Source organism: Arthrobacter sp. ISL-85 (genome assembly GCF_018613675.1).
In the GTDB taxonomy this organism is placed as follows: domain Bacteria; phylum Actinomycetota; class Actinomycetes; order Actinomycetales; family Micrococcaceae; genus Arthrobacter.
In genome coordinates this window covers 145,304-167,742 of the sequence record NZ_JAGGPQ010000011.1, presented here as the reverse complement: position 1 = coordinate 167,742, position 22,439 = coordinate 145,304, and the positions used below count along the sequence as shown (strand labels likewise).

29 protein-coding genes are annotated in these 22,439 nt (G+C 63.9%); 25 read left to right on the top strand and 4 right to left on the bottom strand.

What is annotated here, in order from left to right:
* Window positions 1-4: 4 nt before the first annotated feature.
* The 20 genes from J7I84_RS08870 to J7I84_RS08775 all read left to right on the top strand — a co-directional run bounded on the left by J7I84_RS08870 (window position 5) and on the right by J7I84_RS08775 (window position 14,462).
* Complete coding sequence (locus J7I84_RS08870) at window positions 5-610, top strand: hypothetical protein (RefSeq protein WP_214943567.1); 606 nt, start codon at window positions 5-7, stop codon at window positions 608-610.
* Window positions 610-954, top strand: a complete 345-nt coding sequence (locus tag J7I84_RS08865; protein ID WP_214943564.1) for a hypothetical protein — start codon at window positions 610-612, stop codon at window positions 952-954. The genes J7I84_RS08870 and J7I84_RS08865 overlap by 1 nt, the downstream gene beginning before the upstream one ends.
* The gene (locus J7I84_RS08860) at window positions 954-1,130 is read left to right on the top strand and encodes a hypothetical protein (protein WP_214943561.1); all 177 of its coding nucleotides are present in this window, start codon (window positions 954-956) and stop codon (window positions 1,128-1,130) included. Before J7I84_RS08865 ends, J7I84_RS08860 begins: the two co-directional genes overlap by 1 nt.
* Window positions 1,105-1,362 carry a hypothetical protein gene (locus J7I84_RS08855; RefSeq protein ID WP_214943558.1) on the top strand — a complete coding sequence of 86 codons (258 nt, stop codon included), beginning with the start codon at window positions 1,105-1,107 and terminating at the stop codon, window positions 1,360-1,362. Before J7I84_RS08860 ends, J7I84_RS08855 begins: the two co-directional genes overlap by 26 nt.
* Window positions 1,355-1,735, top strand: coding sequence for a hypothetical protein (locus J7I84_RS08850; RefSeq protein ID WP_214943555.1), 381 nt, complete (start codon window positions 1,355-1,357; stop codon window positions 1,733-1,735). The genes J7I84_RS08855 and J7I84_RS08850 overlap by 8 nt, the downstream gene beginning before the upstream one ends.
* Before the next feature lie 46 nt (window positions 1,736-1,781).
* Complete coding sequence (locus tag J7I84_RS08845) at window positions 1,782-2,360, top strand: hypothetical protein (protein WP_214943552.1); 579 nt, start codon at window positions 1,782-1,784, stop codon at window positions 2,358-2,360.
* Between the two features lie 102 nt (window positions 2,361-2,462).
* Window positions 2,463-2,759, top strand: a complete 297-nt coding sequence (locus J7I84_RS08840; RefSeq protein WP_214943549.1) for a hypothetical protein — start codon at window positions 2,463-2,465, stop codon at window positions 2,757-2,759.
* Window positions 2,760-2,899: 140 nt separating this feature from the next.
* A complete protein-coding gene (locus J7I84_RS08835) occupies window positions 2,900-3,181 on the top strand; it encodes a hypothetical protein (protein ID WP_214943547.1) in 282 nt (93 codons plus the stop codon).
* Between the two features lie 37 nt (window positions 3,182-3,218).
* Complete coding sequence (locus tag J7I84_RS08830) at window positions 3,219-6,314, top strand: tape measure protein (RefSeq protein WP_214943544.1); 3,096 nt, start codon at window positions 3,219-3,221, stop codon at window positions 6,312-6,314.
* A 9-nt stretch (window positions 6,315-6,323) separates the two neighbouring features.
* Window positions 6,324-7,226 carry a phage distal tail protein gene (locus J7I84_RS08825; RefSeq protein ID WP_214943541.1) on the top strand — a complete coding sequence of 301 codons (903 nt, stop codon included), beginning with the start codon at window positions 6,324-6,326 and terminating at the stop codon, window positions 7,224-7,226.
* 10 nt (window positions 7,227-7,236) lie between these two features.
* On the top strand, window positions 7,237-8,271 hold the full coding sequence (locus J7I84_RS08820; RefSeq protein WP_214943538.1) for a hypothetical protein: 1,035 nt from the start codon (window positions 7,237-7,239) through the stop codon (window positions 8,269-8,271).
* Window positions 8,268-8,726: a hypothetical protein gene (locus J7I84_RS08815; RefSeq protein ID WP_214943535.1), complete on the top strand. Its 459-nt coding sequence runs from the start codon at window positions 8,268-8,270 to the stop codon at window positions 8,724-8,726. The genes J7I84_RS08820 and J7I84_RS08815 overlap by 4 nt, the downstream gene beginning before the upstream one ends.
* Complete coding sequence (locus tag J7I84_RS08810; RefSeq protein WP_214943532.1) at window positions 8,723-9,022, top strand: hypothetical protein; 300 nt, start codon at window positions 8,723-8,725, stop codon at window positions 9,020-9,022. The genes J7I84_RS08815 and J7I84_RS08810 overlap by 4 nt, the downstream gene beginning before the upstream one ends.
* A 9-nt stretch (window positions 9,023-9,031) precedes the next feature.
* Window positions 9,032-9,826, top strand: coding sequence for a hypothetical protein (locus tag J7I84_RS08805; protein WP_214943529.1), 795 nt, complete (start codon window positions 9,032-9,034; stop codon window positions 9,824-9,826).
* Window positions 9,826-10,242, top strand: coding sequence for a hypothetical protein (locus J7I84_RS08800; RefSeq protein WP_214943526.1), 417 nt, complete (start codon window positions 9,826-9,828; stop codon window positions 10,240-10,242). Before J7I84_RS08805 ends, J7I84_RS08800 begins: the two co-directional genes overlap by 1 nt.
* A gap of 9 nt (window positions 10,243-10,251) precedes the next feature.
* Window positions 10,252-11,352, top strand: a complete 1,101-nt coding sequence (locus tag J7I84_RS08795; RefSeq protein WP_214943523.1) for a hypothetical protein — start codon at window positions 10,252-10,254, stop codon at window positions 11,350-11,352.
* Window positions 11,353-12,342: a tail fiber domain-containing protein gene (locus tag J7I84_RS08790; protein WP_214943520.1), complete on the top strand. Its 990-nt coding sequence runs from the start codon at window positions 11,353-11,355 to the stop codon at window positions 12,340-12,342.
* 4 nt (window positions 12,343-12,346) lie between these two features.
* Entirely contained in the window at window positions 12,347-12,706 is a 360-nt protein-coding gene (locus J7I84_RS08785; protein WP_214943517.1) for a hypothetical protein, read from the top strand.
* An 8-nt stretch (window positions 12,707-12,714) separates the two neighbouring features.
* Complete coding sequence (locus J7I84_RS08780; protein WP_214943514.1) at window positions 12,715-13,080, top strand: hypothetical protein; 366 nt, start codon at window positions 12,715-12,717, stop codon at window positions 13,078-13,080.
* A 2-nt stretch (window positions 13,081-13,082) separates the two neighbouring features.
* Entirely contained in the window at window positions 13,083-14,462 is a 1,380-nt protein-coding gene (locus tag J7I84_RS08775; RefSeq protein WP_214943511.1) for an SGNH/GDSL hydrolase family protein, read from the top strand.
* Here J7I84_RS08775 and J7I84_RS08770 read toward each other — a convergent pair.
* The 3 genes from J7I84_RS08770 to J7I84_RS08760 form a co-directional block, all read right to left on the bottom strand.
* Window positions 14,459-14,692, bottom strand: coding sequence for a hypothetical protein (locus tag J7I84_RS08770; protein ID WP_214943508.1), 234 nt, complete (start codon window positions 14,690-14,692; stop codon window positions 14,459-14,461). The genes J7I84_RS08775 and J7I84_RS08770 overlap by 4 nt on opposite strands.
* Before the next feature lie 230 nt (window positions 14,693-14,922).
* Window positions 14,923-15,939 carry an acyltransferase gene (locus J7I84_RS08765; protein WP_214943504.1) on the bottom strand — a complete coding sequence of 339 codons (1,017 nt, stop codon included), beginning with the start codon at window positions 15,937-15,939 and terminating at the stop codon, window positions 14,923-14,925.
* A gap of 111 nt (window positions 15,940-16,050) precedes the next feature.
* Window positions 16,051-17,130 (bottom strand): acyltransferase, encoded by a 1,080-nt coding sequence (locus tag J7I84_RS08760; RefSeq protein ID WP_214943501.1) that lies wholly within the window; start codon window positions 17,128-17,130, stop codon window positions 16,051-16,053.
* Between the two features lie 128 nt (window positions 17,131-17,258).
* On the opposite strand from J7I84_RS08760, the gene J7I84_RS08755 reads away from it, so the two are divergent.
* On the top strand, window positions 17,259-17,576 hold the full coding sequence (locus tag J7I84_RS08755) for a hypothetical protein (protein WP_214943498.1): 318 nt from the start codon (window positions 17,259-17,261) through the stop codon (window positions 17,574-17,576).
* Here J7I84_RS08755 and J7I84_RS08750 read toward each other — a convergent pair.
* Complete coding sequence (locus J7I84_RS08750) at window positions 17,573-17,809, bottom strand: DUF3263 domain-containing protein (protein ID WP_285291207.1); 237 nt, start codon at window positions 17,807-17,809, stop codon at window positions 17,573-17,575. The two genes, J7I84_RS08755 and J7I84_RS08750, sit on opposite strands and share 4 nt — an antisense overlap.
* A 480-nt stretch (window positions 17,810-18,289) precedes the next feature.
* On the opposite strand from J7I84_RS08750, the gene J7I84_RS08745 reads away from it, so the two are divergent.
* From J7I84_RS08745 to J7I84_RS21895, 4 genes are all read left to right on the top strand, one after another.
* Window positions 18,290-19,663, top strand: coding sequence for a recombinase family protein (locus J7I84_RS08745; RefSeq protein ID WP_214943492.1), 1,374 nt, complete (start codon window positions 18,290-18,292; stop codon window positions 19,661-19,663).
* Window positions 19,664-19,874: 211 nt separating this feature from the next.
* On the top strand, window positions 19,875-20,063 hold the full coding sequence (locus J7I84_RS08740) for a helix-turn-helix domain-containing protein (protein ID WP_214943489.1): 189 nt from the start codon (window positions 19,875-19,877) through the stop codon (window positions 20,061-20,063).
* Window positions 20,060-20,212, top strand: coding sequence for a hypothetical protein (locus tag J7I84_RS08735; RefSeq protein WP_214943486.1), 153 nt, complete (start codon window positions 20,060-20,062; stop codon window positions 20,210-20,212). Before J7I84_RS08740 ends, J7I84_RS08735 begins: the two co-directional genes overlap by 4 nt.
* Window positions 20,209-22,416, top strand: a complete 2,208-nt coding sequence (locus J7I84_RS21895) for a bifunctional DNA primase/polymerase (RefSeq protein ID WP_214943483.1) — start codon at window positions 20,209-20,211, stop codon at window positions 22,414-22,416. The genes J7I84_RS08735 and J7I84_RS21895 overlap by 4 nt, the downstream gene beginning before the upstream one ends.
* The last annotated feature ends 23 nt before the right edge of the window (window positions 22,417-22,439 follow it).

The window sequence follows — 22,439 nt, the reverse complement described above, 5'->3', positions numbered from 1 at the left end:
AGCCATGCCATACCCCGGAGGTGACGTGTTTCCCGCAGGCTCCCCCGGACCACTGGCAACGGTAGAAGACCTGGGCAACTACATGCAGCAGACCATCGCCGCGGATGACCCCGCTGCGACGTTCCTGCTGCTGGTGGCCTCGGGCATGATCCGTGCCTATCTGGGGCAGACGGTCAGCCAAGTCACTGATGATGTGGAGTACGTCGATCCGGTAAATGGGTCCTTCGCCGCGTTGTCACAACTGCCGGTAACAGCGGTATCCCTCGTGGAGATCACCAACGACGACGGCACAAACTGGACCGCCGTCCCGCCCACGGCCTACAAGGTCTCACGGCGCCGCGGCACCATCACCACCAAATGGGGATACAACGTCCGGTGGCCCACGGATGAAGAATCCTGGCGGGTCACCTATACCCACGGGTTCGAGTCCGTTCCCGCGGAGATCATCGGCGTCTGCTGCGGCCTCGCCGCCCGCTACTACTCCACTCCGATTGCGATCGAATTGGAGCGGGTCGGGCAGCGGCAGGTGAAGTACGCGATTGAGTCTGCCGGGTTCACGGCCCTGGAGTCCATCGCGCTTACCGCTTTGCGGCCGGCGAGGCTTGCCTGATGGGCCGGCCACTGGGGCGCAAGACCATCACGGTGCTCACGGCCCAGCAGACACAGGATCCGTACTCGCAGGAGCTACAGGATGACTGGTCGCTACCTCCTGCTGAGGTCGATGTCCGAGGCTGCGACGTCCAGCCGGGGACTACACAGGAGTACCTGCTGAATCGTGACCAGGTCCTGGTGGCATGGACAGTCTTCGCGCCCCCGGGAACGCAGGTCACGGCCTACAACCGTGTCAGGTACAACGGCGATGTCTACACCGTGTACGGCCATCCGGCGGTTTGGGATTCCCCCAGCGGCCGCATCGATTATGTGGAAATCGTTCTGCAGGATTGGAGGGGCTGATGCCCATTCGTATTGAGTCCAAGGACCGCCTGACGGTCGGGGACCGGCTTGAGCGGGACGACGGCACGTTCGTGGTCACCGAGACCACGATCTGGTTCGATGCCGCAGACAACTACGCCTACACGGAGGCGATGTTGGAACCTGTGGGTGGTGACGGTGGCCCAGGACCCGATTGAGATCAACGAATCGGCGTTCGTTGACCTGCTGAAGTCTCCCGCGGTCATGGCCGAGCTGATGAAGCGCGCAGGGCGGATCGCATCCGCTGCGGGCCCGGGGAAGTGGGACGTCACCCCGTCCCATACCCCGACCCGTGCCCGCGTCTCGATCGGTACCGGGGACCACACCGCCCGGAACGCCGAAGCGACCAACCGGTCGCTGACCAAGGCATTGGATGCCGGCCGTGGCTGAGTCTGTCGAGTTCCCTGATGTGGAGCTGGCCGTCTGCGCGGCGCTCCGGCACCCGCTGATCGGGCTTCCTGTCGTGGGGGACGTCCCATCGATAAGGCCTCAGGAGTTCATCAGGGTCATGCGCACGGGAGGTCCGAAAGAGACGCTCAAGACTGAGGCCGCGCAGGTGACCGTTGAGGCCTGGGCGCAGAAAAAGGACAGGGCTTCCCAGCTGCTGAACCGCTGCCGGGCGATCCTGAACCGCGCGGAGGGCACCTTGTTCGGTGTCATCGAACTGTCCGGACCAGCAAACCTACCCGACCCTACGACAGCTCAGATCCGCTACACCATGAGCTTTCAAATCCGCGCGCACGGCGCCGCAGTAACCGTGTAACCCATCAAATCCAGGGGTCCGCAAAACATCCTGGAAAGGGGCAGTCATGTCCAGCTCAGTAAACAATGTGGTGGTTGGTAAGCCGCTCGTCACGGGTGGCATCTCGGTTGCCCCTCTCGGGACCACGCTCCCCACCGATGCAACATCCCCTCTCGACGCGGCCTTCACGCCAGTCGGGTATGTCACCGATAACGGCGTGACCAAGTCGGAGAAGCGGAACACCGGCACAATCGCCGCGTGGGGGGGCGACACGATCGCGGCCACCAAGAAGGGCATGGACGTCACGATCAAGCTCTCCATGGCCGAGCTGCTCAACAAGATCGTCCAGGGCCTCATCTACGGCGATTCGAACGTAACGGTCACCCCGGCAACGCTGACCAAGGGAAACCTCATGAAGGTCACCGGCACGTCCGCTCCCACACCCAAGAAGGTCTGGGTCATCGACGTGTTCTCAGACGCTGCGCGGGTCCGTGTCGTCTTTCCGATGGCGAAGGTCATGGACGTCGGCGACACCACGTTCAAGGATGATGCGATCGCAGCGGCCGACGCCACTATCCAGGCTTTCCCGGTCAACGGCGATTACTTCTACCAGTACTCGGACGACGGCCAGCTTCTGCCGGCCTAGTCCCTCAAAACCGGGTGGGCCGGGGTCGTCGTGCGGACCCCGCCCCGGCCCACCCTTCAAACCCCTTCACTGGTCCGCACACACCTCCAAAGGAGTCCGCACATGGTTTATCAAGTCCCCGCATCCAAGGCATCCCTCAAGCAGAACCGCTTCGAGTTCCAGATCCCCGGATCCAAAAAGATCTACGACGTCCCGCTGCTGAAGTTCCTCAAGCCGGCCCTCGCATTCACCATCCAGGCTGCCACCGAAGCCGAAGCCGCCAAGGCCCTCTTCGACGAGTACCTGCCCGAGGCCCTGGATAAGTTCGAGGACGCCGAGCAGCTTGGCGCCTTCATGGAAGCCTGGTCCGAGGCGTCTGGAGTCACCGTGGGGGAATCCAAGGCCTCTGCCGACTCCTAGACGAGCACGGCGAGGCCATCGAACATGACCTCCTGGTCATCGGCAAGCACCGTGACTGGCTCGGAACGCGCCGGCTTACCTGGAGAGACCTGCTGGTCCTGGTCAAACACTCATCGCCCGGCACGGCACTCTACCGGGCGATGGGCCACTGGGACCTAAAAGAGCATCTGCTCGCGGTTCAGATAGACGTCCTCGCACAGGCCAACTGGCAGCGTGGCGGCGACGCCCAGGCCAAGAAACCAACACCCATCCCTCGCCCCGGAGCCACCCCGACGGCAACAGAGGGCGAAACCATGGCCCGCGGCAAGCCCGTCTCCATCGAAGAAATGAACGCTCTGCTGGGCTGGGGCGCGCCCAGCCCCGAAGCTATCCCGCCGAGGCCAAAGCGTAAGCGGGATTCTCGTGGACGGTACACCAAGTAACGCCCTGCCGGGCTGGACAAAAGAATAGAGGACATCCGTGGCCGTCGAGCTTGCTACCGCCTATATCTCCCTGGTCCCCAGCCTCAAAGGCGCAAAGGGCGCCATCGCTGCGGACCTCGCCGGGGTGGACAGCAAGGGCATCGGCAACGAGATGGGCTCGAAGATCGGCGGGGGCCTCGTGGGTTCCATGAAGGCCCTCGTCGTCCCGGCGCTCGCAGTGCTGGGGTCGGGCATGTTCGCAGGGTTCATCAAGGACGCTGCTGCGGCCAGCGATGCCACGGACAAGTTCAAGGCCACGATGAGCTTCGCCGGCATGGATACGGGAGCCATCAGCGCGGCTGCCAAGGCGGCGAAGGACTACGCGGACCAGACCGTTTACGATCTGCCGACGATCCAGAACATGACGGCCCAGCTCGCTTCCAACGGGGTGAAGGACTACACCGGCCTGACACAGGCTGCGGGTAACCTGAACGCCGTTGCTGGCGGAAACGCGGACACCTTCAAGTCAGTGGCCATGGTCATGACCCAGACGGCCGGCGCGGGAAAGCTGACCACAGAGAACTGGAACCAGATGGCGGACGCCATCCCTGGTGCAGCTGGTCCCCTGATGAAGGCCATGCAGGATGCGGGCGCCTACACCGGGAACTTCCGGGACGCCATGGCTGCCGGGCAGATCACGTCCGAGGAATTCAACGCCGCGCTGATGAAGCTCGGAACTGACCCGGTAGCGGTAGAGGCTGCCAGGTCAACTAAGACCTTCGAGGGTGCCATCGGTAACCTTCAGGCCACCATCAACTCGGGCCTGATGGGCGCCCTGAACGCGCTCAAGCCAATGATCACCGGGACCATCAATGGCCTGGCCGCCGGCGCGGGTGCAATCTTCGACTGGGCGGGTAACCTCCTTCCCGGGCTGTACGCCATCTTCGCCAAGGGCGACATCACGCCGGGGCTCCTGAAGGCCCTCGGCATGTCAGAGGACTCGCCCATCATCGGCGGGCTGGTTGCGCTCAGCGACATGATTTATAGCGGCTACCTGAAAGTCGCCAACTTCATCGCTGGCTTCAAGCTCCCTTCCCCGGACGCTTCCCGGCTCTGGGGCCAGTTGGACGGCGCGGCCCGTTTCGGTGTGGTGGTCAAGGAACGGATTGAGACGGTCCTGTTCGGGATCCGCCAGTTTGTTGCCGGGTTCACGATTCCTATGCCGGCGCTCCTCTCGGCTGGGGTGGACACGTCCGGAATGGTGGGTATCGGGGCCACGGTCCGGGACATCTTCAATGGGCTGAAGGACGCGGCTGGCCCCCTGTTCACGTCCATGTTCCAGCTGTGGTCCGCGGTGTCTCCGCTCGGTACGGTCTTCCAGGCGCTGCGGCCAAGCCTTGAGCCGATCCTGTCCATTCTGGGGTCCCTGCTCCAGGTAGTGGGCTACTCGCTGGTCTCGGCGATTATGGGGGTCCTTCCGTCCATCCAGTCCCTGCAAGCGGTCTTTGTGGGCTTGTTCATGGACACGCTCTCAGTGGCGCTGCCGTTGCTCGCGCAGCTGGCAGCATCCCTGGGCGCTACCCTTGCGCAGCTGATCCCGGTCCTGGTCCCGATCATCGTCCAAGTTGCCCAGTTGGCTGCCACTCTGATCGGCCAGCTCGCGCCGATCTTCATGCAGCTGGTGTCCGCGGTCCTGCCCATGGTCGTGACAGCCCTGACAGCGATCCTCGGGGCGGTAATCCCGGTGGTGCAAATGGTGGCGGGACTGCTGATTCCGATCATTCAGTTCCTACTGCCCGTGGTGTCCACCGTATTCAGTTTGATTGCCAACATCATCCAGTCTGCGATGCAGATCGTCATGGGGATCATCCAGGTTGTCACCGGGATTATCTCTGGGAACTGGGCCCAGGTCTGGGAAGGCATTGGCAACATCTTCAGCGGTATCTGGAGCTGGATAGTCACCCTGATTACCGGATACTTCCAGATCATCGGCTCGATAGTCATGTCAGGCCTCGGCATGATTGCGGGGTTCTTCGCGCCCGGGCTGGCCGCAATTGGCCAGTTCTTCACCGATACGTGGAACAACATCATCGGCTTCCTGGCCGGGGTGTGGACCACCATTGCAGCAGTCGTCTCGGCTGGCGTTGCCATGCTGGTGGCCCCGATCGTCGCCGGCGTAACAGCGGCCTGGGATTTCATCGTCAGCATCTTCACCGCGGTCGGTGGCTTCATCTCCGGGGTGTGGAACTGGATCGTCTCGCTCGTAACCAACATCTTGATCGCTTTCTGGCAGACCCACGGCGCCCAGCTCACCGCCATCTGGAATGTGGTGGTGTCCATCTTCAACCAGATAGCGGGCTTTATCGCCGGTATCTGGAACGGGATTGTCTCTTTGGTTAGCGGCCTTGTCCAGGCTTGGGTGGCCGGTATCACTTACAACCTGAACATGATGTGGGGCTTTATCTCCGCCATTTTCTCAACCGTTTTCGGTTTCGTTGCCGGTATCTGGAACTCCATTGTTTCGGTGGTGGGCGGCCTTATAACCGCGTGGGTAAGCGGGATTGTCTATAACTTCACGGGACTGTGGGGTTTCATATCGTCCATATTCGGCCAAGTGGCCAGTTTCCTCGGTGGGATCTGGAACAACATCGTCTCCGGTGTCTCCGGGATGATCGGCAACGTCGTCGGGACCCTCGCGGGCCTCGGCGGGGCGATCATGGGCGCACTGTCCGGGGCGGGCAGCTGGCTGTTCGGGATCGGCAAGAACATCGTGGAAGGCCTGATGGACGGCATCAAGTCCCTGGCCGGCACGATCGGAAATTTCTTCCTGAGCCTGATCCCGGGATGGATCGTCGGACCCTTCAAAGCAGCCCTGGGCATCGCCTCCCCGTCGAAACTGTTCCGCGGCTTCGGCCGGAACATCGGCGAAGGCGTGATCCTCGGCGCCGGCGACATGAAGGCCGACATCACATCCACGATGACCAACCTGGTCGACATCCCGTCCGCTGCCTCGCTCAGCCCATACAGCCTCCCCGTAGCGGCTGCCGGAGCTGACAGAGCGGGGGTGACGAACAACTGGACCATCAACCAGGTGGACGACCCGGTAGGGACCGCGCACGCAATCGCCCGGCGACAAAACCGCCTGGCAGTCTAGGAGGACGGCATGCCTTACCCGAGTCCGCTCACGTACCCGGACGGGCTGCTGTCCCCCGGGTCGCTGCTCTCGTCGTTCCCGCCCGTGGCCGTCGGTGACGTGGTGATGAACACCGAGGACACCTCGGGAGTGCAGTGGGTCCTGGAGGAACTGGACGGTTGGGACTCCCCCGCCTCGACCGCGAAGGCGACGCAGCGGGCCAGGGGACACGGCGCGACGATGTCCGAGGCTTTCCTGACAGGCCGGACACTCGTCGGGAACGGTGCCATCCTCACTACCGACCCCGCGGTACTGACGGCGGCGATCGACGAACTGATCGCCGCCGTCACCCTCGAGCAGTTCCCGCTCATCGTCGCCGAACCGGGCCATCTCAGGACCATCATGGTCCAACGCCAGGACAAGGTCATCATCAAAAAACAGAACGCCTACGAAGCCACCTTCAGCTTCCAGGTATTCGCCAAGGACCCGCTCAAATACGGCCAGCTCGTCTCCGCGTCCACAGTCCTGCCTTCATCCTCCGGCGGACTAGTCCGGCCATCCACATGGCCGCGCACCTGGTCCGGAATCACCAACGCCGGGAAGATCACCATCACCAACGACGGGAACTTCCCCGCCCCCGTCTGGATGCGCGTCGACGGACCCGTTCCCGCCGGCGGCTGGGCAGCAACCCACATCGGGAAAAAGCAGACCCTCAGCTTCGCGTCCTCCCTCGCGCTCGCCGCTGGCGAGTTCGTCACGGTGGACAACGAACGCCGCGAGGTCCTTGCCCAGGGGCAGGCTGCCCGTTCGGGCTACGTCACATCAAGGGGCTGGTTCAACCTGGACCCCGGTGTCAACGAGATTGCCTTCTCTGCCCAGAACTACTCACCGACGGCGCTGCTAACCGTCTCCACGAAACCCACCTGGTCTTAGGAGGCCTCTCATGACGATCACATTGCTGGCGCCGGACGGCGTTGCGGTCACCGCGCAGCAGGAACGCCAGGCGAAAGCCGCCCACCACGGCGCCGGGTTCGGCAGGCCGCTGGGTGGACGTTCCGGTTTCCGGGTTGGCACGCCATCGAACGTCCTGACGGCTACCTCCACGACGTGGACCCTGGTCCCCTGTGGGGCCATGATCGACCCTGGTGCTTCCACGCACCAGGGGATGTACGGGTGGGCGACTGACGCCAATATCAGCGGTGCGATCACGGCCGCAGACGCCACGTATTCTCGCAAGGACATTGTCTACATCCAGATCAACGACCCTACCGCCGGTGATGGGTCGGCCTCGGTCAGCTACGCTCCGCAATATCTGGCAGGGACGCCGGCGGCCAGCCCGGCAGCGCCGGCGCTTCCAGCCCGTTCCTTCCTCATCGGGACAATCAACATGCCGCAGGCCGGTGGTGGATCTCCGACGGTGACCGTCAACCCAGCCCGCTACGTTGGGGCAGGGGCGGTACAGCCGGTCTTTTCCCCAGGGGACCGGGCCGCGGTCAGCGCTCCATACGTGGGGCAGGAGATCCAGCGCCTCGACCTCACCCAGCTTTCGCCTTCAGGTATCCGGGAACGGTGGAACGGTGCGACGTGGGACCACCTAGGCCACATCGAGTTCACGACCCCACCAAACGCTGCGTCGCAGAACACGGCATGGGGCATGGGAACCTTCAGCCGGGACACCGCACGCAGCACCGATGACACCTTCGTCACCATCGCAGGGACCGACCAGCTGCAAATCCGCGACGCCGGACTGTACTCCATCACAGTGCTCGTATCCTTCACATCCGCAGTGGGCGGCATCTCCTGGCTCTCGGTGGACGGCTCCTACACCGTGACCATGGGCGGCGGCCTCCAGAACTTCATCGCCACGATGCCCAACGTGACTCTTGCAGCCGGCCAGATCCTCAAGCCGCTTCTGGCCCACGGCTCCGGCGGCGACAGGACGTTCACCTCCAGGGTCCGGATCACGAGGATCGCATGAGACGCCCGGCAATCCTGAACATGTCACCCGAAAAGCGGGTGGTGATGGGCCGCAACATCACGCTCTCCGCGGGCGTCCTGTACGCCTTATCGCGGTCTATCTACTACAGCACCATCCGGCCCGACTCACTGTCCGGCGCCCAAGCCGTGATCACCGCTGACGGGCACCTGCTGGGGTTATGGGGTGCCGCGTGGGGCATGGTCGCTACGTTCTGCATCGCAGACATGGTGAACCGGCACACCCGCTACGGGCTGTCACTGCTCGTGGGGATAACGATCGTGTGGGGCTTCAGCTACCTGATCATCTGGGCAGTTGACGGGTTCCGGGACTTCTCGCTCGTGTCGTCCGCCATCGGCTGGCTGGGCCCCGCCGCTTTCATCTTCGGTTTCCTCCTGAAGGTAACGGCGTTGCAGGACATGGTGAGGATGCGCCGGCCGCCGCAGGAGGTCCCGTGATTGAGATCAACTGGGAAGTCATCGGCCCCTACGTGATTCTTCCAGCAGCGAGCCTTCTCGCCGCCTGGCTTGTCGCGAAGATCCAGCACAAAGGACGTCCCGAGAATGCGCTGATCGACCAGCTGCAGGAGGAACTGACCCGGCACGCAACGAGGATCACGGGCCTTGAAACCGAGCAGAACAAGGCGAAGAAGCGCGAGCGGATCCGCGATGACTACATCAACAAGCTGCGCGAGCACATCAACGCCGGCAACCCGCCACCACCACCCGCATGGCCCGAAGGCCTCTACGACTAGGAGTCACAAATGGTTTTTCAGCAGCTAGTTGAACCAGACCCTGACATCCCCTGCAAGCCCGGTTGGTGCCTGCAATACGTCCGCCAGACGTTCGGCGCCCCTGCTGTGGAGCCAACAGCTACGGCTGGCTGGAACAACGCCAAGTACCGTCACCAGGACTGGGACTTTCCCGCCGAGTGCGCGGTTCCGGTCTGGTTCAAGCTGGCCACGGAACCGGCAGGGCATGTTGCTCTCCGTATGGCGGACGGAAGTGTTTACTCCACCTCGGACGACTCCGCCGTCCCACACCACCACCCCAGCCTGCAGGACCTGATCGCGTACTACTGGCGAAACCCACTTACCTACCTCGGCTGGTCCGAGGATATTTCCGGCATCCGCGTGGTGCAGGAATCCAGCATCCAAACTCAATCCGAATCCATCACCCCCTTGGAGGATGACATGCCATCACTTGACGAAATCGCCCGCGCCGTTTGGTCCTACAAGAACCCCGACATCGAACAGAGGGACGCCTACCAGGTGCTTCGGGACGTCCCCGGGGACACTCTGACCCGCCAAGTTCCCCACAAGGACCCGATTACCGCTCAGGACGACGGGCAGACCACCAGCCTCGCCACAATGGCAGGGTTCACCGACTACCAGCACACTGCTACCCGCGAAACTCTCCTTGCCGCTGTGCGCGGCATCGTGGACGCCGTTAAAGCTGCCCCAGGCCCGGACGCTGCCCAGGCCGCCGAGGACGCCTACAACGCCTTCGCTGCCAAGCTGAACACCATCAAGGTGACCGTCACGGCAGGGGGCAACTGATGACGCAGTTCCTGACCGCGATCCTGCGGACCGTTGTCCCGTCCCTGTGGGGCGGGTTTATTGCCTGGCTGATCCTGCTGGTCCCGCAGCTGCTGCCCTTGCAGGCCTACCTGTTGGGCCTCTCCGAGCCTGTCACCGCAGTCGTGACTGCGGTGTTCACCTCGGTGGTGATCGCCGCTTGGTACGCCCTGTGGCGGTGGCTCCAACCGCGCATCCCGGTGTGGCTGGTGCAGGCCGTCCTGGGTTCCGCAAAAACGCCGGTTTACTCCCTGACCCCGGCCGCGGGTGCGATTGACGACGGGCCCAAGCATTCGGCAGCCGCACCTGTAGTCAACAACATCACCATTCATGCCGCGGAGGATCCGCAGGCAACCGCTGAGCAGGTGGCAAACCGGCTCAACCAGCTCAGCCCCTAGGAGGCAGTAGTGACGCTCTCGTGGACCTCGGTCAATGCGAACAACGGGAGCGTCATCACTGACCTCACCGACCTGCGGGTGGACGCGGCGCTGAAGCAGACGCTGATGCGCTACGAGTCCCAGACGGCCAAGCTACCGCTGGATACCGCGCCGACGAACTGGCGGCAAGCAACCCGGAAGCGGTCGGTGTTCCTTGTGGCCCTGGACATCCTCAAGGACGGCACGGAAGTGCCTATCTGGGGAGGCATGGTGACCAAGAGGGTCACCAACGCCGGCCCAGATGTCGAACTCTCCCTGGTCACGGCCGAGGGATATTTCGATCGGGTATTTGTCGGGGACGAGAACTACAACAACATCCCGCAAAACCTGATCATCAAAGACCTCATCGAGAAGTACGCCGCGACAACCGCCACGAAGCGCGGCATCCCCATCCGCGTGGAGATCCACGGTGGTGACGGCACTCCCCGGACCCGGGCCTACACCGATGCTTCGGACAAGACGCTCTACAGCGTCCTCCGCGACCTCTCCGGGGTCGTCGGCGGCCCGGAATGGACCGTGAGCTGGGAATGGGTGGACAGCCAGACCCTGGGCCTGGTCGCCCACGTCGGTGACCGGCTGGGCTCCCCACCCCCGGACGGCCTGAACCCGGCAGCCCAGTTCTACCTGCCCGGAGCTGTGGACTCGGCCGAGCTCACCGAGGGCTACGACTCGTCCGAGGGCGCCAACGACGTCATGGCCGTGTCCTCCGGCGTGGACGGTGCCCGGCCGCAGTCACCCCACCAGGTGGACACCACCGACCCCAGCCCACGCTTCGAGTACCGCTGGACCCCCTCAACGTCCATCACGGACGTGAACACGCTCACCGCCCACGCCCAGCGCGCCCTGGCCGCCATGAAAAACGGGACGCTCGCGCTCGCCATCACCGCGAACCGGCAGGAAGCGCCGCGGCTGGGCACGGATTGGTTCCTGGGCGATGACATCGGCTTTGACCTGACGGCACCTGCATGGCCGGACGGGCTGACCGGGACGGCCCGGGTAGTCGGCGCGGAGATCACTGACACCACCATCACGCCGCTGATCGACGTGAGCGACATTGAGGGGATCGACTAGATGGACCAGCCAGGGCTTCCCGGCTCGCAGTTCCCGGGTGAGGACGCGCTGCAGCGCAGGGTGCAGGAGCTGGAGCGCAGCGTCCAGCAGTTCAGCGCCGCGAACATCCTCGCCACAGCCGGAATCGGCGTCATCCCAAACGGCGTCCTGGTCAACGGCCAGATGCAGTTCAAGCGCGAGGACGGGACCCTCGGCGTCAGCGTGGACCCCGCCACCGGCACATTCGTCGCCTATGACTCCGCCGGAACCAGCGCCGTGGCCCGGTTCGGCGCGCTGATCGAAACCAACCCGGGCGCGTTCGGCGTGGAAGTCCTCGTCGGGCCCACCTGGGTGCAGGTCGGCGCGCAGGCCACCACCTGGGACACCGTCTCCGGCAAGCCAACGGACTTCGCCCCGCTGGTGACCTCGGCGGTGGCCAACGCCACCGCAGCGGCCACCGCCACCGAGGCCACCCACGCCGGGCAGTCGGACGGCTCCCAGTACGGCTGGACGAACAACGTCGGCGGCACCGAGTACTACGCCGTCTACGTCGGCAACAACGGCGGGTTCAAGTTCGGCCGGAACGTCTCCTCCATCCAGTACAAGCAGAACGTCCGGGCGCATTCCATGGACCCGGCCCGCGTCCTGGCGCTCCGGCCCGTGCTCTACGACAAGAAGCCAACCTACCCGCCGGTCCTCACCCCGGACGGGCAGCCGGCCGAGGGCCCGGTCCAGGAAATCCCGGGCCGGAAGAACGAGTACGGCCTGATCGCCGAGCAGGTGGCCGAACATGTCCCGGAGCTGCTGACCTGGTTCGACGGGAAGATCGACTCCGTCCGCTACGAGCTGCTCACCGTCGCCCACCAGGACGTCCTGCTCGACCACGAAAACCGGCTCCGCGCCCTGGAAGGCCGGCCGCTGCTGCCGGCACCAGCCCCCACCGACAATGTCCCCGCCCCCGGTGCTCCCACGGTCGAGCCCCCCCCGCTGCCCTACACGATTCAGGAGTAAACCGATGCGCAAACGTACCTGGAAGAACGGCATCCTGGGCGGCACGCCGCTGAACGATGTCAACCTCAACCACCTTGAGGACGACATCGGCGCAGCGCTGCTGGCGCTCGCCGCTGACCCGTCACTGCTGTTCTCCGGGTCGGTGACCAGGGACGCCAACGGCGTGGCCACGTCAGCGTCCCTGCTGTGGCCGGACGGGACCGCCGGGGTCTACTCCGGGACCCCGTCTACCACGTTCCCCGGCTCGGTGGATGCCTTCACGGTGACCTACGCCGGTGCCACCACCCTGACCGTCACCCAGCCTGCCGTCACCCGTGACGCCGCCGGCCGGATCACCAACCAGCCAGCCCGCACGATCGCCTAAGGAGCATCATGAGTGGATTCCTTGACCTGTCCCCCAGGGACGTTCTGAAGCGGGAGCTGTCCGACCCGACGAGCCCATCCTCGGTGGCACTAACTGCCACTTATGCCAACTACGCGAACCTCGCCAAGAATCCTGATTCGATCATTGCCGGGGCGGTTACTGTGGACGCGAACAACCTGATCACAAGTGCCGCTGTGGTGTGGCCGGACGGCAAGCCGGGGACCATGACCATCACCAGCCGGGACGCGAACAATGCTGTCCTCGCCTACAACATCACCTACGGCTCGCCGGTCATCAAGACCTTCACGCAGCCTGCCATTACCCGGAACGCTGCTGGCGCGGCGACCAACGTACCCCAGATTGTGGTGAGCTAACTATGGGCATCCTTGACGCACCAGTAACCCCGACAGCGATTGGCGCAGTACGACGCACAGCACCATCATTCAAAGCGCTCCCGTCCCGCCTGCGGAACCCACTGCCTGGCAACGCATCGCTGGGCACGGTCACCTATGGAGCCAACGGAACCACCACCATCCCACTGGCCACCCTGACAGACCGCACAGATTCGCGGTTCGTGTACACCGGTTCGGACGTTACCCCGTATGGCGCGTGGTACTGCCTCGCCAAGAACATCGGTACCAACTCCGATCATGGCGGGCTCGCTGTGAACTTCGGCTTCCAGGGGCAGGCGTTCGAGTTCCGCACCTACGCCAACAAGGGCATGTACCGCATCTGGATCAATGGGCAGCCGCTCACGGCCGACTTCCAAACCCAGCCCGTCACGGACAGCAGCGACCGGCTCATCAAGGTAGACATGGGTGTCCGGGGAACCTATGACGTCCGGATCGAACTTGACCGGATGGGCTTCGGCGGCATCATGAAACAGCCCATGGACCTGCTCTTTGCACCCTTGGACCCTTCCCCGCTGCGCGTGATGATCGTTGGGGATTCATTCGGCAACGGGCAGGCTTTCGATAACGTCGCCTACGCGCCGTCTTACACTCCCGGCTACTACTACACGCTGGCCGAAATGCTGAACCTCAAGGACCTGTGGCCCCGCAGCATCGGCGGAACCGGCTACCTTGCCACTAACAACAGCACCCAGCCAACCTACCGGGGCAGGTTCGCCGCTGACATTGCACCCTACGCGCCGGACGTGCTGATCTTCCAAGGAACCATCAACGATTCCGGCTACACCAGCCAGCAGATCACGGACGAAATAAACGCCCTGTACGCTGCGGTGAAAGCCGCCCTGCCAAACACGTACATCATTGCCACCTCACCGCTTCTAGCCGCTGCAACGAGCGCGGGCATGGACACCCTCACGACAACCGAGCAGACCGCATGGACCGCGCTGGGCGTCCCGTTCCTGGACGTACACACCATGAACACTGGCACCGGCTGTGACGGATACCGCCAGGTAACGGATGGGGTAACAACCAGCGGGTCAACAACCCTCACCAGTGCAACAGCCAACTTCGGGGCCGGTGACATCGGCAAGACAATTAGGGGCGCCGGCATTCCGCCACTGGCCTATATGACCGCGTTTGCAAGTGGCACGAGCTGCACACTTTCCGCCGCCGCTACGGCCTCGGCGTCCGGCGTAACGTTGCAGATAACGGCCCAAAAGCGCGACGGCTCAGCAGACTACAACAGGTGTGGGGACGCTACCCACCCGTCCTACCCCATCGGATTCCGACACATAGCGCAGCGCCTGGCTATCGGACTGGCACCGATCCTGAAGGCCGCTGTTTAGCGGATCGAGTTCATCCATTCTTCTTCGCTGGGGTCTACTGGCTTGGTTAGTCCAAGAGCCCAAACCCCGGCGAAGAAGATGATGCCGAGCATGAACGCGCCCACAGCCAGCGCCTTGTACCCGTCAGCTCCGGTTGTCGTGTACTCGACTGCGCCTAGCACGGCGGCGATGAAAGACGCGACCGCAGCCCAAAAGGCAACGCGCTGCTTGATATTTCCCCCAAAAGTCATGCCCCCATCATATGGGCAAGGTGAGTCGTCACATGATGTACGTTTCCTGGTCTTCGGCTGCGTGCCCGTCTGTGCAGAAGACCATGCCATGCTCACGGTAGCCGCAGTATGGTTCCACGATCACGTCGCATCGTAGGGCCATGCTGTCGGCGGCCGCCCCGTATTGGCACTGGGCGGCTTCACCTGCCGGGGTGCCGTGCTTAGCCCGCAACCAAGCAAGTTTCAGGCGGTCAATTGGAAGTAGATTCCCCATGGGCCCTGACCTTACCAGCAGCAACCTGTCTGAGCTGAAGGTCGAACCTGAACAGGATTGCCAATCGAGGATATCTGCGAACCAAGGCAAGTGCTATGTACCCGGCCGCCAAGCCGGCCGCCAGGTTTCCAGCCGCGAGCACCAAGCCGTTGCTGACGCCGAGCTTTGCGAGCAGGTTCCATGCGTAGACCATCACCGGCCAGTGAAGCACGTAAAAAATGATCGTGTGCTGCCCGTAGCCACCGATGGCCTTGCCGACTTTCGATCGGCTTAGCCTTTCCACTAGCGGGATGATGGCGGCGATACTAACGAACACGGGAATGGAGTAGAGCGGAATGTACTTGACGTGCACACCGAATGCCGATGCCGTGGCAAGGCCAACCGCTACCATCGCGGCAAGGATTCTTACCTCTCTCCGCAAAATCAAGGGAAACACCTTGTCCGCGTTCCGGCTGATGCAATCACCTAGCAGGAAGAATGCGAGCAAGTAGAAGAATCGGCCACCATTGTTATCCCCAATAACCGCTGACGCCAGCATCGATGGAACGATCGCGGCCAGCCCACGCCAGCCGTTGAGGAACAGGCCAACCGCGTAGTAAACGGCGAGATACGCCAGGAACCACATCGGTGTAGTGGTCGGGTTGACAAACAACTCACCGAACAGGTTCGGCCGGTCATCGCCCCAATTCGCCAGGCCCCAAATCATGACTGACCAGATCAGATATGGCCAGACAATTCGTGAGCACTTACCCCGCAGGTAAACCCCCCCAGGCTTCTCGAGCGACTTCGGCAAGAGCATCCCGGACAGGAACATCAAGGCCGGGATGCGGAACGGCGCGAAGACGTTACTCGCATGCACTAGCCATTCCGGTAGTGGAACTGGCGTGAGGAGTATCGCGTGTTCGAATATGACCAAGAACACCGCTAAGCCACGAAGTGTGTCCATCCAGCCTAGGTGCTTGCCGCTTGCTGGCGTTAGTACGGTCTCCCCCATGCCCCGGACGGTAGCACGAGCACATTGTGACTCACGAGTCACAAGGGTTACCAGCGGTCGGCCATGACGCGCTCGGCGCACTCCTCATAGCATGCGCCGACCTGCTGATGCTCACAGGATAGATGGCTCTGGGGTGGGGCGTGCAGGCTTTTCCGTGAGCCCCTTACCCCATGCCTGCGCGGGCCTCTCAACTAGGACGAAGCTCAAGAATGCCAAGGGGACAGTGCACAACACGCTGAGAACGATGACCATAGGCAACGAAGCTGAAGCCCCAAGGGTCAGCATGACGAACTGCTGTACAGGCCACGCATAGATGTACATGCCATAGGAGATGTCGTACTTGGACCCGATCCGCGTCAGAGGGAGCAAGCAGCCCGCTACCATCACCAGATAGACGAAGGGAAGCGACCCAAGGGACTGAACCATTCCCAGTGGGATCGAGATTGCGAGCACAGCCAAGGCCCCCGCCACTGCCAGGAAGGACACTCGAATGTGGTCTTGGTATAGGAACAACGTGGCGCCGGCAGTGAAGGCGATGATCAGCGAGAGAACCCGCGTAGCTTGCATCGGGACACTAATCGCATCGGCATCACACAGCAGCCGCAGCGCCGTACAGGCGACGAAAAGCACCAGGGCAGCCGGCGGCAGAGCCTTGCGCGGCAGGATAGACGCCGCGACGCCGACCGCCATGTAGCAGGCAGCCTCCCAGAACAAGGTCCACAGCGATCCATTCCACATGATCGGATAGGCGACATGCTCCAGTGTCCCGGCGACGCCTTTTTGCGAGAAGTGGGGCGGATATAGGGCAGCGTTGCTTGCAACATACTGGAGGGCGCTCCCGAAACTCCAGCTTCCCTCATGGTCCAGGAGAATCGACAGCGGCGCGAATACGAACCCGACCACAGCGATGCATACGATAAAGCCGGGGAAGATGCGGAGGAACCGGGCACGGTAGTACCTGAACGAGGTCTGGCCGGAAAGGCGGCTACGCGTGATCAGGAACCCGGAGATACCGAAGAATCCAAGCACTGCCCAGACCCCGGCAGTAGTCCCGCCGGCAGATGGCTCTACTCCGAACTCACCAACTGCCCAAGCGTGAGAAACGATAACCGCCGTGGCGAAGAGCAGGCGGACGGCGTTGAGCGAATTGCTGCGCGGCTCGAGGACATCGCGCAAAAGTTTCCCGGCCAAACGAACCCCCAATAGTGGACCAAAAGCTTCATAATTCTAAGGGGCCAATAAGACCGGTTATGCACCACCTTTGAATGTTGCGGCCCATCCCTTCGGAGGTGGGCCGCTTTCGGTGGTTAAGTGGGATTGTGGGACTTTTCGATGAGCACACCGCGTTTGTGCAGGACGGCGCAGAGTATGCGCATGCCGACCCTCGGCCGGAGCTGGCGCCTGGAAGCGTCCGGAGGTTCGTGTACGGCAGCGAGCCCAAGGTCATCGCGCAGGTGCCGCTGGCGAGTGGCGGGACGGTGGAGGTGCACGGTTACGCCACGCATTACAACCAGGATTGGGTAAGCGTCGCCTGGACGGATGAAACTTTCCAGCACCTCTCGTGCTGGGTGCCATCGGCCAGCGTTCGCCGTCCCGGTGAGGGTGAGTGGAGCGGCCGGTTTGTGCAGTTCGGCTAGGGCAGGAGTCGTGAGTGCAGCCGGGTTTTGGGCCTGCGGCGGGCGTTGAGCCGCCGGACTGCTTCGGGTCGGTAGGCTGCGGCCTCGGATGTCTGTAGCAGTTGGTTCATGACTTGCCAGTACCTGGTGGGGGTGAGGCCGAAGCGTTCCTTGACCAGGTCTTCGAGGGAACCGGCGTACTTGTAGTTGCCGGCGGCGAGGTCGATCATGGCCTTGTGGTCGTCGGTTAGCAGGGGATCCTCCTTAGTGGAGTTGCCACAATATTGGGCAGGTCCGACATCAAATAGATGCTTGGGTGGGATCAGGCACTAGTCACGAGGGTAATCATCACCCAGCCCGGCACGTCTCCGCGTTCAAGGTCATCGCCAGCGGCTGCCAAGGACTCTTGGCCCTTACCCGGGCGGCCGCTGCGCTGTGCGGTCCGGAGAGGGTGCGGACCAACAGCCCTTACCATCTGAAGCTGCAGCAAAGCCGCAAGAGCAAGAAGCAACGCCGCGCAGCGGATTCCCGTGGTTTTCATCTTTCGTCCTATTCCTATTTCGTTGAGGGGACTTGCAGGTTCCGCTGAAGTGCGGCTTCGAGTTTTGCGCTTCATCAGAAACCCAGGCTGATCGCCGCGAGGCCGGGGAAGACCGCAAATACCACGGTCAGGGGAAGCACTCCGAATACCAGCGGCACCCTGTTGGTGCGGTTCACCCCTTACTGTGGGGTCTATGAAGCGCGTAGCGGTGTATGTGAGGCAGAGCGAGGACAAGACCGGCGAGGGAGCCGCCATTGAAAGGCAGGAGCGGGATTGCCGCCTCCTGGCTGAGGCCAAGGGCTGGCAGGTGGCCACGGTTTACCGTGACAACTCCATCAGCGCCTCAACCGGCAAGAATCGACCCGGGTTTGAGCAACTGGTGGGCGACATTGAGCGCGGCCACGTGGACGCCTTGGTGGTCTGGCACCTTGATCGGCTCACACGCTCAATCGCGGACCTAACTCGGGTCATCGACGCGGGCAAGGCGCGGAACGTAAACATAGCCTCCGTCCATGGCGTCTCCATCGACCTGGGCGACCCAACGGGCATTGCAGTGGCCACAATCCTGGCTGCAATCGCCGCCATGGAGGTCCAGCACAAAGGCAACCGCCAGCGGACCGCCAACAGGAAACGCGCCACGGAGGGCAACGCCTACTGGTCCCGCCGCCCATTCGGATACGACCGCGAGAACGGCGGCGGCGTGGTGGTGATTGAGGACGAGGCCCGGCTCATCCGGGAGGGCGCCGCCAAGATCCTGGAAGGTGCCACCGTCGCCTCTGTTGCCAAGCAATGGAACGGGCTGGGATACCTAACTACTGCGGGAGGACGCTGGGGCGTCACCCAAGTCCGGCGCCTCCTTATTAATCCGCGCATGGCGGGGCGCCGCATCTACAACGGCGAGGACATGGGCTCCGGCGAATGGGCGGCCATCCTGGACCAGGAGACGCACCGCCGTCTGGAGGAGAAACTGACGGACCCGCGGCGGCGGACCGCGCCAGACGACCTCAACAGTAAGTACCTGCTCTCGGGGATATGCCTCTGCGGTGTCTGTACAGACAAGATGTACGCCTCCCCCATGCGAACCAGCAAGCACAACTACATGGTGTACCGCTGTAGGAGCCATCACATGACGCGCCGGATGGACCTGGTGGACGGCGTGGTGGAGGACGTGGTGGTGGGCATCCTGTCCCGTCCGGACGCGGCCCGTCTGTTCTCCCGGTCCGATGACCTCCACACGCTGAGGGCCAAGGCTGTAGAGCTACGGGACCGCCGTGACGCCCTTGCGGCAATGCTGGCGGAGGGTCTGCTGTCGGCGGCCGCCGTTCGGGAACAAGCAGGCAAGCTCGGCGCAGACCTGGCCGCCGTGGAGGGCGCCATTGGTGCCCACGAAACGCTAAATCCGCTAGCCGCAATCGCTGGGGCGGACAACGTACCGGAACAATGGGCGGCGCTCCCATTGGAGAACAAGCGACAGATTATCCGGTCCCTCATGGAGGTGACCATCGAAAAGGCAGGTAAGGGGGTCCGGTTCACTGACGACCAAGTCCGCATTCAACCCAAGGGATAGGTAGACACGCCGGGCTTGGCGGCGGAATAGTCCGGAAAATCGTGTTAATTTGGTCGCGTAGTCCCGCTGTATAGCCTGAATACCTAGGCGGGAGAAACGTAGGATCACCACGTACTCGGCATTCCCACCGCATCACGCGGGGTAGGCAGGATTCAGGCCCGTCCAAGTCCCCCGGAGCCAGCGGCAGCTAACCACTGTCCAGGAGGCTCCAATGCCTGAGTCAACGCCCCGCTACGCATCCCCGGCCACGGCCGCCAAGTATGCGGACGTCACCCCGCGGACCATCCACAACTGGATCACCCGCGGACTCCTCACCGCCTACCGTGTCAATGCCAAAGTCATCCGCGTAGACCTCAACGAGATTGACGGCCTGCTCACTCCTGCCGGGGGTGCCCAGTGAGCGCCAAGGCTGGCCGCCAAGAGGCGGAAACCAAGCCTGTCCCCACGGCGGAGTATGTCCGCCGCCTGGTTGAGACGTGGCCACCCCTCACCCCGGAACAATCCGAACGTATCGCCGTCCTGCTCCGCGTGGGCGGTGGATCCCAGTGAGGGCAGAGAAAAGCCCCGGCGGGGGGTCCGGGGCTTTCCATCAGCAAGGCGGGGAGCCTTCAGTAACTCCAATTTTACCCGCCGGTAGCTCCGTTTATGCGGAGGCGTTCGACCTTTACCGGGACGCCGGGTGGCGGGGGGTCCTGCCCATCCCGGCCCGCCAGAAAAAGCCCGTCCCCACCGGGTACACCGGGCGGGACGGTGCGTGGCCCAGCTACTCGGACGTGTATGACTGGGCGGAGCAACTCCCGGACGGCAACATAGCCCTCCGCCTCCCCGCCGGGGTTATTGGGATCGACGTGGACCACTATGAGGGCAAGGACGGCGGCGGCACCCTGGCCGCGCTCCAGGACGCCCACGGGCCGTTGCCCGAAACCTGGCGGACCGGCTCCAGGGCGGACGGCGTCTCCGGGATCCGCCTGTACCGCGTACCGGAGGGCCTCCGCTGGCCCGGGGACCTCGGCAACGGGATAGAGGTCATCCAGACCCGGCACCGGTACGCCGTTGTCTGGCCCTCCGTCCACCCCAACGGCGGGACCTACCGCTGGACCGGGCCGGACGGCGTCACCCGCGCCAGCGGCGTCCCCGCCCCCGCGGACCTGGCGCCTCTGCCCCCGGCATGGGTTAAGGCCCTCACGGGCGGACACCGGGAACAGGACGTCACCGCCGCCAGCCTGGACGGGGCCGCCGTCAACGCCTGGTTGGCGGGACACGGCGCCGGGGAGACGTGCCGCCGGATGGCCCACGCCGCGCAGGGTTACGCCGCCGCGCTCGCCTTCGGGCAACGCTCCAGGCATGACGCGGCCATGGACGCCGCCATGGGTATCTGCCACCTTGCGGCGGAGGGCCACATCGGGGCGCTGGAGGCCCTGGGCGCGGTCCGGTCCGCGTTCCTGGACGCCGTGGCCGGAGATAGGACCCCGGAGGAGGCCGCCGCGGAATGGGACCGCCTCCAGGACGGCGCCGTGGCAATCGCCGCCGCCGGGACCGCGGCCAGCGTGGACCCTTGCGCGGACCCGCTCACCCAACTGGACGGACTCATCATGCCGGAGGACCGGCCCGCGGCACTCGCGGCCCCGGTGGTGGCGCCCAGCGCTATGGCGGCGGCGGAGGTGGCCCTGGCGGCGCCCGTGGAGGCCGTGGACAACTACAGCCGGGCCGTGGCGGAACGCCTCCTCCAGTTACGGGTCCAGGATGACGCGGCCCGCATGTTCCGCCAGCAACGGGACGGCGGGACCGGCGCCAAGCCGGAACTGGTGAAACTGGCCGCCCTCCTGGATGAGCCGGACGAATCGGAGGACTACCGGGTGGACGCACTGTGGCCTACCGGCGGCCGTGTGGTGCTGGCGGCCCAGTACAAGGCGGGCAAGTCCACCGCGGTCGGGAACGTCCTCCGGTCTCTGGCGGACGGCGCTGACCTGTTCGGACGCTACCGGACCGGCCAGGCCGCGCGCGTGGTCCTCATCGACAACGAACTCCACCGCAAAACGTTGCGGCGGTGGCTCCGCGGGCAGGGCATCGGGAACGTGGACGCGGTGGAACTTGTCCCGCTGCGCGGGCGGGTGTCAGAGTTCGACATTCTGGACCCGTCCGTCCGGGCGGAATGGGTGCGGCTCATCCAGGGGGCGGACGTGGTGGTCCTGGACTGCCTCCGGCCGGTCCTGGACGCGCTGGGCCTGTCGGAGGACAAAGACGCGGGCCGGTTCCTGGTGGCGTTTGACGCCCTGTTGGAGGCCGCGGGGGTTGGGGAGGCCATGGTGGTCCATCACATGGGGCACAACGGGGAGCGGTCCCGCGGTGACTCCCGGATCCTGGACTGGCCGGACGCCACGTGGAAGATAGTGAAGCAGGACCAGGACAACCCGTCCGGCCCCCGCTATTTCAGCGCGTTTGGCCGTGATGTGGACGTGCCGGAGGCTGGCCTTGCTTTTGACGAAACAACCCGCCACCTGACCCTCACGGAGGCCACCCGCAAGGAGGCCAAGGCTGAGGAGGCGCTCCCCGCGGTGCTGTCGGCGCTGACCGGGGTAAACGCCCTCTCGGGCCGCCAGGTGGAGGAGGCGCTCAAAGACTCGGGTCATACCCGGAGGCAGATCCAGGAGGCCCTCATCCTGGCGCACAACCGGAAGTTGCTCGTCAAATACGAGGGCGCCCGGCGGGCCATCATGCATTCCCTTACCCCCAGTGCCCCAAGTGCGCCATGAGCGCGCCGGGGCACTGAAAGTGA